At 51.3% G+C, this 14,429-nt stretch carries 16 protein-coding genes; 11 read left to right on the top strand and 5 right to left on the bottom strand.

The features are described from left to right. Positions 1-59 precede the first annotated feature (59 nt). On the top strand, positions 60-1,013 hold the full coding sequence (locus GJJ30_RS16700; protein ID WP_229313195.1) for a glycoside hydrolase family 43 protein: 954 nt from the start codon (positions 60-62) through the stop codon (positions 1,011-1,013). A 2-nt stretch (positions 1,014-1,015) separates the two neighbouring features. On the opposite strand, the gene GJJ30_RS16695 is transcribed toward GJJ30_RS16700, so the two are convergent. The 4 genes from GJJ30_RS16695 to GJJ30_RS32525 form a co-directional block, all read right to left on the bottom strand. After that, entirely contained in the window at positions 1,016-2,182 is a 1,167-nt protein-coding gene (locus GJJ30_RS16695; protein ID WP_154176300.1) for an MFS transporter, read from the bottom strand. A 113-nt stretch (positions 2,183-2,295) separates the two neighbouring features. Next, positions 2,296-2,682 (bottom strand): hypothetical protein, encoded by a 387-nt coding sequence (locus GJJ30_RS16690; RefSeq protein ID WP_154176299.1) that lies wholly within the window; start codon positions 2,680-2,682, stop codon positions 2,296-2,298. A gap of 20 nt (positions 2,683-2,702) precedes the next feature. Then, a complete protein-coding gene (locus GJJ30_RS16685) occupies positions 2,703-3,410 on the bottom strand; it encodes a DsbA family oxidoreductase (RefSeq protein WP_154176298.1) in 708 nt (235 codons plus the stop codon). 130 nt (positions 3,411-3,540) lie between these two features. Next, entirely contained in the window at positions 3,541-3,675 is a 135-nt protein-coding gene (locus tag GJJ30_RS32525) for a hypothetical protein (protein WP_262885376.1), read from the bottom strand. A gap of 108 nt (positions 3,676-3,783) precedes the next feature. Between GJJ30_RS32525 and GJJ30_RS16680 the strand changes: the two genes are divergently transcribed. The 6 genes from GJJ30_RS16680 to GJJ30_RS16655 all read left to right on the top strand — a co-directional run bounded on the left by GJJ30_RS16680 (position 3,784) and on the right by GJJ30_RS16655 (position 8,328). After that, on the top strand, positions 3,784-5,142 hold the full coding sequence (locus GJJ30_RS16680; protein WP_154176297.1) for a sensor histidine kinase: 1,359 nt from the start codon (positions 3,784-3,786) through the stop codon (positions 5,140-5,142). Next, positions 5,129-5,728, top strand: a complete 600-nt coding sequence (locus tag GJJ30_RS16675) for a Crp/Fnr family transcriptional regulator (protein ID WP_154176296.1) — start codon at positions 5,129-5,131, stop codon at positions 5,726-5,728. The genes GJJ30_RS16680 and GJJ30_RS16675 overlap by 14 nt, the downstream gene beginning before the upstream one ends. A 79-nt stretch (positions 5,729-5,807) precedes the next feature. Next, positions 5,808-6,410: a DinB family protein gene (locus GJJ30_RS16670; protein ID WP_154176295.1), complete on the top strand. Its 603-nt coding sequence runs from the start codon at positions 5,808-5,810 to the stop codon at positions 6,408-6,410. Between the two features lie 18 nt (positions 6,411-6,428). Next, positions 6,429-7,745, top strand: a complete 1,317-nt coding sequence (locus GJJ30_RS16665; protein WP_154176294.1) for a gluconate:H+ symporter — start codon at positions 6,429-6,431, stop codon at positions 7,743-7,745. Between the two features lie 62 nt (positions 7,746-7,807). Then, positions 7,808-8,128: a DUF4258 domain-containing protein gene (locus GJJ30_RS16660; RefSeq protein ID WP_154176293.1), complete on the top strand. Its 321-nt coding sequence runs from the start codon at positions 7,808-7,810 to the stop codon at positions 8,126-8,128. After that, positions 8,116-8,328: a DUF2283 domain-containing protein gene (locus GJJ30_RS16655; protein ID WP_154176292.1), complete on the top strand. Its 213-nt coding sequence runs from the start codon at positions 8,116-8,118 to the stop codon at positions 8,326-8,328. The genes GJJ30_RS16660 and GJJ30_RS16655 overlap by 13 nt, the downstream gene beginning before the upstream one ends. A 41-nt stretch (positions 8,329-8,369) precedes the next feature. On the opposite strand, the gene GJJ30_RS16650 is transcribed toward GJJ30_RS16655, so the two are convergent. Beyond that, positions 8,370-8,807 (bottom strand): GNAT family N-acetyltransferase, encoded by a 438-nt coding sequence (locus GJJ30_RS16650; RefSeq protein WP_154176291.1) that lies wholly within the window; start codon positions 8,805-8,807, stop codon positions 8,370-8,372. Between the two features lie 123 nt (positions 8,808-8,930). On the opposite strand from GJJ30_RS16650, the gene GJJ30_RS16645 reads away from it, so the two are divergent. From GJJ30_RS16645 to GJJ30_RS16630, 4 genes are all read left to right on the top strand, one after another. Beyond that, entirely contained in the window at positions 8,931-10,976 is a 2,046-nt protein-coding gene (locus GJJ30_RS16645) for an alpha-amylase family protein (RefSeq protein ID WP_205880572.1), read from the top strand. A gap of 549 nt (positions 10,977-11,525) precedes the next feature. Continuing rightward, positions 11,526-11,957 (top strand): MarR family winged helix-turn-helix transcriptional regulator, encoded by a 432-nt coding sequence (locus tag GJJ30_RS16640; RefSeq protein WP_154176290.1) that lies wholly within the window; start codon positions 11,526-11,528, stop codon positions 11,955-11,957. Between the two features lies 1 nt (position 11,958). Next, positions 11,959-13,293, top strand: a complete 1,335-nt coding sequence (locus tag GJJ30_RS16635; RefSeq protein ID WP_154176289.1) for a TolC family protein — start codon at positions 11,959-11,961, stop codon at positions 13,291-13,293. 20 nt (positions 13,294-13,313) lie between these two features. Further along, complete coding sequence (locus tag GJJ30_RS16630; protein WP_154176288.1) at positions 13,314-14,426, top strand: HlyD family secretion protein; 1,113 nt, start codon at positions 13,314-13,316, stop codon at positions 14,424-14,426. Positions 14,427-14,429: the final 3 nt, after the last annotated feature.

The following is a 14,429-nucleotide window of genomic DNA, read 5'->3' as shown; positions in this document are numbered from 1 at the left end:
AATTTATGAAAAAACGGAGTTTAATCCCTGCTCTTTTTTGTTTACTCCTGGCGGTTTTAATGCAGCTTTCGGCAACCGCTCAAAATTCCAAAGGCAAAAAATCGACGTCTGGTAATCCGGTATTCCCGGGCTGGTATGCCGATCCGGAAGGCGTTATATTCGGTAATAAATACTGGATCTATCCGACGTTTTCAGCACCCTATAAACAACAGGTTTTTATGGATGCATTTTCGTCGCCGGATCTGGTGAACTGGACTAAGCACAGCCGGATTGTTGACACCACTGCTATCAAATGGGCCTGGCGGGCGATGTGGGCACCCGCGATTGTGGAGAAAGGTGGAAAGTATTACCTCTTTTTTGGTGCGAACGACATTCAGAATGACCAAAGCCCGGGAGGAATTGGCGTGGCCGTGGCCGACAATCCGGCCGGGCCTTTCAAGGATTACCTCGGAAAACCGCTGGTCGACAAGTTTATCAACGGCGCGCAACCGATCGACCAGTTTGTTTTTAAGGATAAAGACGGTCAGTATTACCTAATTTATGGCGGCTGGCGGCATTGCAACATCGCCAGACTGAAAGACGATTTTACTGGTTTTTTGCCATTTCCCGATGGGACGACGTTCAGGGAAATTACGCCCAAAGGATACGTGGAAGGGCCATTCATGTTCATCCGGAACGGCAAATACTACTTCATGTGGTCGGAGGGCGGCTGGACTGGCCCGGATTATTCCGTGGCTTACGCCATGTCCGATTCGCCGTTTGGGCCGTTTGAGCGCATCGATAAAATTCTGAAGCAAGACCCGAAAGTTGCGACCGGAGCGGGCCACCATTCCGTGATTCAGGTGCCGGGCAAAGACCAGTGGTATATCGTGTACCACCGCCGTCCGCTCACCGAAACCGATGGAAACCACCGCGAAACTTGTATCGATGTCATGTCATTCGATGCCAACGGCCTCATTAAACCGGTGCAGATTACCGTGGAGGGCGTGAAACCGCAGCGGTTGCGGAAATAATCTTAGGATTTGTAATGATCTGGTAATCTGCGAACTATCCAGACCATCATTACACCTAACAGTGATAGAAATCCAAATGACCAGCGGAGATTGAGGGCTTCGGCCAGAAAACCCACCACCGGCGGAACGATCAGGAAACCAAAATAGGCGATGGTGGAAACGGCGGCAATCACCGGGCCTGTTCCCGCCAGTTTGGATTGCGTGGCCAGGCTCAGCACCAACGGAACGACGCAGGACGTGCCGAATCCGACCATGATGAAACCCGATCCGGCAACTACAACGTTCGGAAAAACGGCAGCCAGTAACAAACCGCTCGCCATGAGAAGTCCGCTGCAGGTCAGCACGGTTTTCTTGTTGAACCGATTTACGAGCCAGTCCCCGGAAAACCGCCCGATGGTCATGGCGCTCATGTAGGCGACAAATCCGAGTGCGATCATTTCTTTGGGTGCGCGAACGATTTTCTGAAAATAGATGCCGCTCCAGTCGTACATGATGCCTTCAAAAGCCATCGACGCGAACGACATCAGCCCGAATTTCAGCAATGCCCGATCCGGTAACACAAAACCGGTCCGGGCGTTCGACTTTCCGGCCGGTTCCGGAATCGTGCTGGGAAACAAGGAGAGGGCGATCAGCGTCAGAAAAATGCTGACGAGAATGAAATGCCCGGCTGGTAGGACGTGAATCGAAATCATAAAGGAGCCCAATGCGGCACCGGCAAAACCGGCAATGCTCCAGATTCCGTGGAAAGACGTCAGAATGGAACGTTCGTAAAGTGCCTGTACACCAATGGATTGTGCGTTTACGGAAATGCTAAGCTGATTGCGGGCAGCGCCAAAGCAGAAAAGGACGAGTGCCAATTGCCACGTCTGTTCAACCTGACCCAGCAGTACCAGAATCAGGTTCAGAAAAACCGCTCCCACCAGCATCATGACCCGGCTGCTAAACCGGCCAATCAGCATACCCGTGATCGGAAGCGTCAGAATCAGGCCCAGCGGCAGCGCAAATAAAACTGCTCCCAGTTCGGCTTCGTTCAACTGAAGTTGCTGTTGCAGCGACGGAATCCGCGATGCCCAGGTGGCAAATCCAAAACCGGAAATGAAGAAAAAACCGGCAATCGAAAACCGGATTCGGCGGGGTGAATGAAGCGTATTTGACGGGCTGATGTTCAAGTTTTATCAAGAGAGTAAAAAGAAAAGACAAGAGAATAAAGACTTAAAAATAACCAAGGGCAATTTTTTGTCTCTACTCTCTTGTCTCACTTCTCATGTCTTATTTCTTTACTTTATTTACCGGATGCTCGTTTCACAATACCACCTACGAAACTGCCCAGAAAAGTCAGGAAAATGGAACCGTAAAGGCAAAAAAGTTCCAGTTCCAGTTTGCTGCCGTTAGCGGGTGCCGAGGTGAAAAATGTATACCCAATCCAGAGAATAACCACTTGTACGATCGCCAGAATCCAGCCTTTTCGGGGTTCCAGGAAACCGATGACAGCTGCCGAAGCTGCCGCCAGTAAATACGGCCAGTGAACCACGTTTGTCCATTTAATCATCATCAGCAGCAGAATACTGTTAGCCAGAACCAGCAGAAAATTGATGCCTAAACGAACATTGAAAAAGGGTTCATGGACGACTGAATCGCCGGAAGCGGATGAATGGGAGGGATGCGTCATGGTGGATATTTTTCGCAAAATTACGCACAATTCCCATCCGGCGTACATACCGCTCCCTCAATAGTAACCGGTTCAGCAACTGGATTTACTTCTTGCCATTCGCCAAACGATTTTTTCAGGGCACCCAGAAACGTTTCGGGAGCCTGCGCACCGGAAACCGCGTACTTCTGGTTAAAGACGAAGAATGGAACGCCGGTAACGCCTACCTGACGAGCTTCGTTGATATCAGCTTTCACTTCTTTGCGATACTGATCGGACGCCAGAACCTGTCTGACTTCATCCGATTCGAGACCAATTTCCGCGCCCAAACGAAGCAGTGTTTCGTGGTCGGCAGTGTTTAGCCCTTCGGTGAAATACGCCTTGAAAAGCCGCTCTTCCATGGCATCGCCCTTACCGTGTTTTTTGGCTAACTGAACGACCCGGTGGGCGTCGAATGAGTTGGCTATTATGGCTTTATCAAAGTCATACTGAAGTCCTACTTCACGCGCCATGTTCGTGACATAGTCGTTCATTTGCCGGGCGTAACCGATGGTCCAGCCTTTGACTTCGGCCAGGTATTCCGTCACATTTTTGGTGGGATCGGTTTCCTGAGCCGGGTTGAGCTGAAAGCTCTTCCACTCAATTTCAATTGCGTCCTTATTTTCGAATTGGGCCAGCGCGGATTCAAATTTCCGCTTTCCAATGTAGCAAAACGGACACATCACGTCCGACCAGATTTCTACTTTCATGATTCTTAAGGTATGAATTCAACGAAAACTTAGTTCAATACGATACTTTCCAACGATATGAATTCGTGTTGGTACATTATGAATTCGTGTTGGTACATTAATAAGGTTTTGGCGTCGAATTTGGTTCAGTTCAGACCACGGTTGGGCCGCTGATAAAAGCCAGAAGCGGCAATTTGGCGGTAAACTGCCCATCGTTTACGTGAATGGTGGGCGTTGGCTGACCCAGCAAGCTGTATTTCGCCAGAATGGGCCAGATCCGGCCCATTCATTGTTTCCATTGCCTCATTCGCCTATTAAATCTGGTCTGGCTTTTTTGTACATTTACGTTTTATACTGCTATCGCGAACGTATAAATGATTTCTTTTTCGCCGAAATGACGTACGAAGCCTGGTCTCCGCTCTTTCTGGGAATGGTGCTTGCCATCTTTCTGGTGACTTCCATCCAATGGCTGATGTACCGGGAGCGTATTTATGGGTTGTATACGATCTACACGCTGGTTTGGGCGGTTTATTTCGTCGTCAATCACTTCCATTTACCCCTCAACATCGGCAATTTTTACAAACTGATCCTGTCGTACTCCGGCTATATTCTTTATCTGGAACTCGCCAAACTCTTTCTGAATCTGAAAGAAAGGCCCCGGTTTGTTCGCTGGGTGGTGGTCGTACAGTGGATGCTGGTTTTTTACGTCGTGGTCAAAACTTACATCTATCTGTTTACGGATTTCTGGCAAACCAAACTTCATAATATTCTGCTTCAACCCGTTCGGCTGGCGCTGCTGTCGGTTGGCGCTTACATGGTATACACTTTTTTTCGGTCGAAGGATACCGTAGCCCGGTTCTTTGTGGCCGGAACCGCTTCGCTGCTCATCAACCATTCAATTACGACCATTCTCCTGATCCGTTCGCCAAATTTGAGTCAAAGCCTGCCATTCTGGCAGCATCCCGATTTATTTGTGCAAACCGGTGTGGTGCTGGATCTGATCTTTTTTTCGCTCGGGATTTCGTTCCGGCACCGGCGCGAAGCCATTCGGAAAGCCGTGGTGGAAAAAGATCTGGAGCGCGAACGCGAACAGCGTCACCGCGAAAATCTGGAGGCCGATCTGGCCATTCAACGGATGCAGCAGGAAAAAACCGAGGTGCAGATGCGCGCGCTGCAGAGCCAGGTCAATCCGCATTTTCTGTTCAACGGGCTCAATACCTTGTCCTCGCTGATCGACGAAGCGCCCCGGCAGGCCAGCGAATTTGTCGATGAACTGTCGAACGTCTACCGCTATTTGCTGCGGAGTAACGAAAACGAACTGGTGACGCTCAGCGACGAACTGCGGTTTATCCGGTCGTATTTCCATCTGCTGCAAACCCGTTTTGGCCGGAGTGTTCAGTTACATGTTTCAGTTAATGAACCATTAAAAGCGGCCCTAGTACCGCCGTTGACGTTGCAGTTGCTGGTCGAAAATGCGGTAAAACACAACGTAATTTTGCCCGACCAACCGCTCACGATTCGGATACGGACGACCAGCAACGACCTGTTGATCGTTGAAAATAACCTGCAACGCAAGAACCTGCGCATCGAATCGAACGGTGTTGGGTTGTCCAACATCGATCATAAATACCGGTTGTTAAATCAGCCGGTGCCGCTCGTTGGCGAAGCCGATGGCTGGTTTCAGGTCATTCTAACACTGTTAACCATTCCGCAGAATTCGGTTACAAATCCCGTAGCGCATGGGACAGCCTGAACTGGCAGCGGCTCTGGACCGGCTGAAGAAAGTGGTTTTTCCGGTAGTATCGCTCACCGACGACGAATGGAAGGATTTCGCGAACTGCTGGCATCCAGTCGATTATAAACGAAAAACCGTGCTGACGGCGGCTGGCGAAGTTGAGCGGTTTTTGTACTTTGTGGTCGATGGCGTGCAGCGGGCTTATTTTGTGGGCGACAGCAAACGGGATGCGACGCTGATTTTTTCGTATTCCGGTTCAATGTCGGGCATTATCGACTCGTTCCAGCTCCAGCGACCGTCGCTGTATTACCTTGAAACACTGACCGCCAGCCGACTGCTGCGGCTTTCGTTCGCCGATTTCAACCGCTTGCTGGCGACCTACCCGAACCTGGAACGTTGGGGACGCATCGGCACGGCAGCCGCCATGTCGGGACTGATGGAGCGGTATATCGAATTGATGACGTACACGGCCGAGGAGAAATTCCGCGTGTTGCTGACGCGCAGCCCGCACGTGCTGCAACTGATTCCACACAAATACCTGGCTTCGTACCTGGCTCTTGACCCCACTACTTTCAGTAAGTTACTGGCGACGGTCAAATTGTAGCGGTTTCGAAAATCTTGGTCTTCACCAACAATTTTCGGAAAAAACCGTCTTAGGTTTGTGCCTGTAAACACCAACAGCCATGCGCACTTTTCAGACTGATGAATTGCTCGAACAACTGACGAAGGACACCCAAACGCTCATTCAGACCGTTACAGATGCGTTCCGGCCGATGACGGACGCGGATCTAAACCGCCAGCCCGCGCCCGACCGCTGGAGCATTGCCCAGTGCCTGGAGCACCTGAACAGTTACGGACATTACTACATTCCGATGCTCGAAGCCGCGATCGCCAAAGGAGAGGAAAACCGGCTTCCGCCCGCGCCGACCTTCCAAAGTGGCTGGCTGGGAAATTACTTCGCCAATTCGATGCAACCCCAGGCCAATGGTTCGATTGCGCTGAAAATGAAAGCCGTCAAAGCGCATACGCCAGGGCCGAAACAGGACGCTTCGGCGGTTTTGAACCTGTTTCTTGAACAGCAGGAAGCCATTCTGGAACTGCTCGATCGGGCCAGCCGGGTCAACATTCAAAAACTCCGGGTGCCGATTTCCATTGCCAGATTTATCCGGCTTTCGACGGGCGACACCTTCCGGTTTTTAATCGCGCACGAGCAACGCCATGTGTTACAGGCACTTCGGGTAGCAACGGAATTGAATCTTCACCCAAAAATTTCGGTGGAATCGTAATATTTCCTATGTTTGGTTATGCTCCTAACCATAACCATCCTCGGCATTCTGGTCCTGATTGCCCTCATTTCGTTTGTCCGTCTTCACACCTTTCTGGCTTTTCTGGCGGTTTCGCTCGGCGTTGGACTGGCCCTGGGGCAAAAACCGCTCGACATTCTCGACTCCATTCAGAAAGGCATCGGCGGAACGCTCGGTTCCATCACCGCAATTATTGCCCTGGGCGCGATGCTGGGCAAGTTGGTCGCCCAAAGCGGAGCCGCTCAGCGCATCGCGGTCAAGCTCATGGATCTGGTCGGCACGCGACACGCCCGCTGGGCTTTTCTGGTAACCGGTTTTATTGTCGGCCTGCCGCTTTTCTATTCCGTCGGTTTCCTGTTGCTGGCGCCCCTGGTGATCACGGTTGCGCATCGCTATAAACTCCCCGCACTCTACATCGGCCTCCCGATGCTGGCGTCGCTTTCCGTAACCCAGGGCTATTTGCCGCCCCACCCGGCTCCGCTGGCGATTTTGAAGCAGTTCAACGCCGACATGGGCCTGACGCTTTTTTACGGAATTATCGTCGCCATTCCTGCCATTCTGATTTCCGGTGCACTGTTTGGCTCGACGGTGAAACGGTATACGACGCTTGGCAATCCAACATTCATTGCGCCCGAACTGAGCGATGAGCAGATGCCGTCGGCCACCACCAGTTTTCTAACGGTTTTGTTTCCGATTTTGCTCATTGGCCTCAGTACCTTCCTGAGCCCGTTTTTGCCGAACAATTCGCTGGCTCAGCAAATTATCGCTTTTGTGGGAGAGCCTGTCGTTAGCATGTTTCTCTCGGTGCTGGTGGCGACCTACACGCTCGGAACCCGGCGCGGGAAAACCATTCCGGAAGTGACCGGACTGTTTGGGGATGCGATCAAGGATGTCGCCATGCTTTTTCTGATTTTCGGCGGAGCGGGAGCCTTAAAACAAGTGCTGACGGACGGCGGGGTGAGTCAGTCCATCGCCGAAATGATGGAACATTCCACGCTGCACCCGTACGTGCTGGCCTGGGGTATGGCCGCCCTGATCCGCGTCTGCACCGGTTCGTCGACGGTTTCAGGGATTACGACCGCCGGTTTTGTAACCCCCATGCTGGCGGCCACCGGCGTGGAGCCGAACCTGATGGTGTTGAGCATCGGCGCCGGGAGCATGATGTTTTCGCACGTAAACGATACCGGTTTCTGGCTTTTCCGCGAATACTTTCAGTTGTCGATGGCCGACACCCTCAAAACCTGGTCGGTGATGGAAACGCTGGTTTCTGTAACGGGTCTGGCAGGTGTGATGGCGTTGAGCTGGGTAATTGGCTGATGTGAAGTGTTTATGATATATTGTGTATTTCCAAAAAAGTTAAATGTAAAAGAATCTCCGTTTTGGAAAACGAAACCTTATTTGTAGCTCAAACGCCTTTGGGTTTTACTGTCTCTGTAGAGAAGCAACGTTGGGAACTGATTGTTACTCAAAAGCATCCGGTTTTGTTAGAACAGGAAGAGTTGGTTAAAGCCACTTTAGAAAACCCTGATGAAATACGAAGAAGTAGAGCGGACGAATCGGGATATTTGCTTTACAAAACCATCCGAACAAAACGATGGATTTGTGCCTTCATCAAAAAGCCGGATAATAGACCCAATTTTTTAATAACAGCATATCCGACTGATGCTATTAAAGAAGGAGAAATAATATGGAAAAAGTAAGCGTTTTTTATGATACTGAAGGCAACACATTGACCGTCTGGTTTGGTAACCGCGAAGATGAGGTCATTAGTGAGGAAACTGGAGAAGAAATGGTTTTAATGAAAAACAGTCGTGGTGAAGTGATTGGTTTTGAAAAACTAAATTTTCGAACCAATGAACAGAAAGGAATGCCTATTGGATTTGAGGCCATTACGGTATGAAAGGAAAATAAACTATACGACTTCACTTCCGGCCCAAAGATTTAGGCACGATATTCCCATTCCCAGACGGCGCCGTCTTCTTCATCCCAAACCGTTCCCAGGCCCACAAAACCGTTCCGTTGAAGAACGCGGCTCGATTCATCGCCCGGCTCAAAGGTTCGGGCGCTGATGGTAACTGCGGGATCGGTTTGCTGGGCCAGCAGCACTAGTTTTCGGCACATTTCGGAGGCAATTCCCTGCCTTTGAAATTGCGGAAACGTTCCGTATGCGATTTCTACCCGCCCGTTTTTGGGCGCTCCTTTAAAAGCTGCACTGCCGACCAATTCGCCATTTTCCCGGGCGTAATAGCCAATCCACGGCGGTTGGTATCCAATTCGATTGAAAAAATCCACCGTCATGGCAAGGGAAGTTTCGCACTCGGGGTGTTCCTGAAAACCGGCATTTTCATCCAGCGTTGCTTTGATGGGTAGTAATTCCATAATGAATAGAGATAGGTTGCAAACGGGGTTGGCAGGACTGAAAACCGCAGGCTGAAAAACCGCTTCCGTGTTGGCTTGAGTCTAATTTAGTGCTATACTTGCTCAATTCCTAAACGACCCGACATGTCGCTGCGTATCAGACTCATCGCTCTGGGCTGGATTTTTTGCCAGACAGCTTTTGCCGTAAAACCGCCTAAACTCAAAGACCTGATTTCGATTCCATACGGCAAAAACGGTCGGATCGAATACCATCTCCAATCCGGCGAATTTGATCTGATTGCAGATTCTGGAACAATTATTTCGGGGGCGTACGCGGTCGTAAAAAACCGGGATGCGATTCTGAACAGCAAAGAGTACCCGACTCGCAAACATTCGCAAACCGCCATCAAAGACGGTTTTGGCGTTGGACAAAAGCATTCGATCGTCCTGACCCGCAAGGGTTCGCCGACGCTGCAGCAGATTTTTTATGTTTATCCGGATCGGGAATTTTTCTTTACGGAAGTGGTGGTGAGTGGCAATAGCCTGAAAAGCAATTACATGGCACCGATCGTTGCCGAAAAAGCTGATATCGGTGTTCGGGGTGACAATCGGAGTCTGTTCGTTCCGTTTGACAACGACGCGTTTGTGAGTTACGACTCCAGACCGGTACAGGTCGGGCAGTCGCTGACCAGTTCGGAAGTGGCAGCGGTTTATGAAAACTACACTCGCAAAGGATTGATCATTGGCTCGGTCGAACACCTGGAGTGGAAAACCGGAATCACGACTGCGGGCGTTGGTCAGCAGTTGACCGAACTGAAAGCCTGGGGTGGTTTGTCGGACGAAAAGATCACCCGCGACAAAATACCACACGGTTCGCTTTCCGGTAAGTCCATTAAGTCACCCAGGCTGTTCGTCGGTTTTTTCGACGACTGGCGCGATGGTCTGGAAGCGTACGGCAAAGCAAACCGCATCACCGAAAAGCCGTATGTATTCAACTGGGACAAACCGACGCCGTTTGGCTGGAATAGCTGGGGAGCCATCAAAAGCAAGATTTCGTTCGATAAAGCGGTGAAAGTGGCTGATTTTTTTGCCGATAGCCTGACCGGTTTTCGGAATGACAATACGGCTTACATCGATCTCGATTCGTTCTGGGACAATTTCTTTTCGGGCGGACTGAACGGTGATTTCAGCAAGCTGAAGGAGTTTGCCGATTACTGCCAAAAGAAAGGGTTGCAGCCCGGCGTCTACTGGGCGCCCTTCACCGATTGGGGCTGGAAATCCCGGAAAGTTCGCAAAGCGGAGGGCGGGGATTATCTGTTTTCGGACTTGTGGACCAAAGCAAACGGGACTTACCACGATTTTGACGGCGGCCGCGCCCTCGATCCGACGCATCCGGGGACAAAACAGCGGTTGACTTTTGCGATCAAAAAGCTGAAGGAATGCGGTTTTAAAATGATCAAGATCGATTTTCTGGGCCATGCTGCCATTGAATCGGACGGTTTTTACGACAGGTCTGTAACGACCGGGATGCAGGCGTTTCGGCAGGGAATGGAACATTTGATCGATCAACTGGACGGGCAAATGTTGATCTATGCCGCCATCTCGCCCAATCTGGCGATGGGGCGGTATGCCCACACCCGCCGAATTGCCTGCGACGCCTGGAAAACCATCAAAGACACGAAATACACGCTGAATGGCCTGACCTACGGCTGGTGGCAGACGTACGTCTATAATTATATCGACGCCGATCACATTGTTTTTGGTGAAGAGTCGGAGGGGGCAAACCGCGCCCGGCTGACCTCCGGTGTCATTACCGGTACGTTCATTACCGGCGACGATTATTCCGTCCACGGCCCGTGGAGCGTGCGCGCCCGGCAGCTGCTGCAAAACCGCTCGATTCTGGACCTGGCAAAGAATGGCGTTGCCTTCAAACCGGTGGAGGGCAATTCGGGAAAATCGGCGGGAGAATTGTTTGTTCGGGAAATCAAAGGGGAATGGTTTCTGGCCGTGTTAAATTACGATGACCATCCCAAAGAGTACATCATCGACCTGACCCGCATCGGGCTGGACGGATCGTCGGAATACCTGACCAGCGAATTGTTCCAGCATTCGACTTTCACAACCACCGGCACTCTACGCACCTCGCTGCCCGCCGGTGATGCCGCTATTTTTAAGTTGGTTCGGAAGTGAATCAGAATCAGAAAACCGCATTTTTGTGACTATTTCCTACCGAATACCTTCTGGCTTCTATTCAGATTCTTTGCTCTAAGCTACTCCAAATGGCTGAATACTGGCTGGCGGGTGCCAATTCAGTCGCTTAGCGACCTGATGTTTGTAGAAAGCAAGTCAGCGTAATTTCATGGGGGGCGCGTGGCGACCGAACAAGCAATCTGTTTGATCGCTACGCGACCAGGAGAAAATAGGATTTCAGATTTTTCTACAAACATCGGGTCGCGATGCGACCTGGTAAATCCCTATTTGAAATTGCCTACCAAAAAAATGGGTCAAACGGTCAATGCGCGTTATGTCAAAAATGTGATTTTTCTTCGAACAGCTTCAACGGTATACGCCATTAAACCATTAGCAATGGTTAGGATGCTAGATATTCTTCAAAACATCCTAATATCGATTTGTACAAATTAAACTTCGATTAAAAACGATGGTTTGCGCAAACCATCGTTTAAACAATATTTGTTTAAACGAATATAGGGTCTACCTTTGGTCAGGACTGAACAGAAAATGAACAAGCAATTTCGAAACGAATACCACCGACTGATCGCCAATCTGCACCAGACCAACAGTTTCATCTTCAACTATTTTGGTCAGAAACTGGCTCCGTTTGATCTCTCGGTTCAGCAATACATCGTCTTACGGCATCTTTCCGAAGGCTATCCGAACAGTTTGACAGCCGGGGAGTTGAAGGAAAAAATGAACGATCTGAATCCGGATATGACCCGGCTGGTCGACCGACTGGTAGCGAAAAATCTGATCGTGCGCGAAATAGACCCGCAAAACCGTCGACGGGTGAATTTACGACTGACCGAAGAATCGAAACAGTTTGTCGAAACCGCAGCGGCCCATTTTGCAGATTTTGAGTCGATTGTGAGTCACCTGACCGACGAGGAAGTAAGCACATTGAATACACTCTTGAATAAAATTAGAAACCGCTAATATGAAAACGTACGTACTAGGAGCGAGCCTATGGCTGATGAGCGCGGCCTGGGGATTTGCCCAACCGACGCCCCCGGTAATGCCGCTGGACCGGGCCGTTGAACTCGCTCTGCAAAATAATAAGAGTATAAAACTGGCCGACGCGCGGACGCTGGCGGCCGAAGCCCGCTCGCAGGAGGCCAAAGATCGCAGCCTGCCGCAGGCCAACGCGTCGCTGGCGTATTCGCGCTACAGCCTGCTCGGACCCTTTTCGCTGGGTGCCCCCGATGCAGACGGCAAATCGGCGCTGACCATTCCGGCGGGCGCTTTCAACGCAACAATTGGTGGCCTTACGGTGACCAAGGAAGTGTTTGGCGGTTTTGCCGAAAAATCGGCGGAGAAGTCGGCGGAATTGTTGACCAAAGCCAGTCGGCTGGATGCAAAGCGAAACCGCTCGGAACTGGTTTACACGGTGAAAGATGCGTATTACAACATCGTTAAACTGGTCCGTTCCACTTCTGTCATCGACCAAAGTATCAAGCAGTTTGATGAAAAAGAACGCGAAGCGCGCAATCTGGAAAAAGAAGGAATCGTGACGGCCAACGAAGTGCTGAAGATTCAACTGCAGAAGAATAACCTGCAACTGAGCCGCTTACAGGTCGATAAGGCCCGGCAAACCGCCTTGTACAACTTCAATCTGCTCGTCGGATTGCCGGAAGACCAAACCATTTCCGTTGATACGACGCTGGCTAATCCCGTGACGACGGCGGAACCGCTGAGCAATTTTGTCACGCAGGCCGTGCAGTCGCGCCCGGAAGTGGAAGCCAACAACCTGCGGTTGCAATCCGCACAGGAGCTGTTGCGGAACACCCGAAGCAGCCTTTATCCCCATCTGGGCGTTTCGGCGGGTTTCAATTACATCAACCCCACGGCGCACCTGATTCCGGAAGCCAAGTCGTTTGTGAGCGCCTGGAACGTGGGAGCGGGGCTGACGTATAATGTGGGTTCGCTGTTCAACATGAAAGGCAAACTAAACAGCGCCAAACTCGCCATCAATCAGGCTTCGTTGCAGGGCCAACAGCAAACCGATCAGATTCGGTCGGAAGTGGTGACGGCCTATAATAACTACCAACTGGCGCTGGAACAGCAAACTGTGATCCGGACGGCGGTTGGACAGGCGCAGGAAAATTACCGCCTAACGGAGTCGCGGTTTCGCAACGGGCTGGTTGGCTCGACGGATTTGCTCGAAGCCAACAGCTTTTTACTCCAGGCTCAACTTAATGTCATCAATGCCACCGTGGATGCCCAACTGGCTTACCAGCATCTGTTAAAAGCTACCGGCAACAACCTTAATTAATCTCGTTTGACGATACGATCATGAATAAGAAAACTCTGTTTCGCGTAGGTGGCCTTCTGGTTCTGGCCCTTGCTCTCTTTTTTGGTTACAGCGAATTTCGGTACCTGCAACGCCACGAAACCACGGACGATGCGCAGGTCGACGGTGACGTGAACCCGGTTATTCCCAAGGCGGGCGGGTACGTGAAAGCCATTAAGTTTCAGGACAATCAGTACGTAAAAGCCGGTGATACGCTCGTGGTTCTTGACGATGCCGACTACCGCATTCGGGTGGCGCAGGCCGAAGCCGCTTTGCAAAGCGCGATGGCGAGCGCGGGCGTGACTCGATCTAACGTTAGCGTGGCATCGGCCACGGTGGAAAGTTCGCAGGTGAGTGTCCAAACCGCCCGGAATCAGGTGGTTACAGCGCAGGCCAATGTGGCAGCCGCGCAGGCCCGGAGCCGGAAAGCCACCCAGGATTTTGAACGCTATGGACGATTGCTGGCCGAAAAAACCGTACCCCAGCAACAGTATGATGCCGTTCAGGCGGAATACGAAGCCGCTAAAGCACAACTTCAGGCCGCCGAAGCCCAACTGCAAACCGCTCAGTCACAGGTGAATGCGGCTGGTTCGCAAACCGGCGTAACCAATTCGCAGCGCCGGGCGACGCAGGGACAAATCTCGGTAGCGCAGGCTGCGGTGAAGCAACGGCAGACGGAACTGGATATGGCAAATCTGCAACTGTCGTATACGGTTATTCTGGCGCCCATTTCGGGCGTCGTGTCGAAACGCGCCGTGCAAATCGGTCAACTGGTGCAGCCAGGTCAGGCGCTGTGTTCGGTGGTTGGTAACTCAACGCTCTGGGTAACGGCCAACTTTAAGGAAACGCAATTGAAACAGATGCAGCCCGGCCAGTCGGTCGACATCGACGTGGACGCCTTTGGGGGCGAAAAACTCACCGGTAAAGTGGGATCGTTTGCGGGTGCAACGGGTGCGAAATTTTCCCTGCTGCCTCCTGACAACGCCACCGGGAACTATGTGAAGGTTGTTCAGCGGATTCCGGTTCGCATCGACCTGGATTCGAAAAGTCCACTGTTTGCCAAACTCCGTCCCGGTATGAGTGTGACGGTGGCCGTGGATTTACAGAAACAATAAACC

The organism is Larkinella terrae (assembly GCF_009668025.1).
GTDB classification, from domain to species: Bacteria; Bacteroidota; Bacteroidia; order Cytophagales; family Spirosomataceae; genus Larkinella; species Larkinella terrae.
The sequence above is the reverse complement of the archived record's forward strand: the minus strand, read 5'-3'. Positions and strand labels throughout refer to the sequence as shown.

Bases quoted from the DNA above. Each gene is read 5' to 3' on its own strand.
- GJJ30_RS16640 (WP_154176290.1), top strand. From the start codon at position 11,526: ATGAACAAGCAATTTCGAAACGAATACCACCGACTGATCGCCAATCTG.
- GJJ30_RS32525 (WP_262885376.1), bottom strand. From the start codon at position 3,675: ATGGGCCGGATCTGGCCCATTCTGGCGAAATACAGCTTGCTGGGTCAG.
- GJJ30_RS16675 (WP_154176296.1), top strand. From the start codon at position 5,129: ATGGGACAGCCTGAACTGGCAGCGGCTCTGGACCGGCTGAAGAAAGTG.
- GJJ30_RS16680 (WP_154176297.1), top strand. From the start codon at position 3,784: ATGACGTACGAAGCCTGGTCTCCGCTCTTTCTGGGAATGGTGCTTGCC.
- GJJ30_RS16700 (WP_229313195.1), top strand. From the start codon at position 60: ATGCAGCTTTCGGCAACCGCTCAAAATTCCAAAGGCAAAAAATCGACG.
- GJJ30_RS16650 (WP_154176291.1), bottom strand. From the start codon at position 8,807: ATGGAATTACTACCCATCAAAGCAACGCTGGATGAAAATGCCGGTTTT.
- GJJ30_RS16665 (WP_154176294.1), top strand. From the start codon at position 6,429: ATGCTCCTAACCATAACCATCCTCGGCATTCTGGTCCTGATTGCCCTC.
- GJJ30_RS16655 (WP_154176292.1), top strand. From the start codon at position 8,116: ATGGAAAAAGTAAGCGTTTTTTATGATACTGAAGGCAACACATTGACC.
- GJJ30_RS16645 (WP_205880572.1), top strand. From the start codon at position 8,931: ATGTCGCTGCGTATCAGACTCATCGCTCTGGGCTGGATTTTTTGCCAG.
- GJJ30_RS16685 (WP_154176298.1), bottom strand. From the start codon at position 3,410: ATGAAAGTAGAAATCTGGTCGGACGTGATGTGTCCGTTTTGCTACATT.
- GJJ30_RS16635 (WP_154176289.1), top strand. From the start codon at position 11,959: ATGAAAACGTACGTACTAGGAGCGAGCCTATGGCTGATGAGCGCGGCC.
- GJJ30_RS16630 (WP_154176288.1), top strand. From the start codon at position 13,314: ATGAATAAGAAAACTCTGTTTCGCGTAGGTGGCCTTCTGGTTCTGGCC.
- GJJ30_RS16670 (WP_154176295.1), top strand. From the start codon at position 5,808: ATGCGCACTTTTCAGACTGATGAATTGCTCGAACAACTGACGAAGGAC.
- GJJ30_RS16690 (WP_154176299.1), bottom strand. From the start codon at position 2,682: ATGACGCATCCCTCCCATTCATCCGCTTCCGGCGATTCAGTCGTCCAT.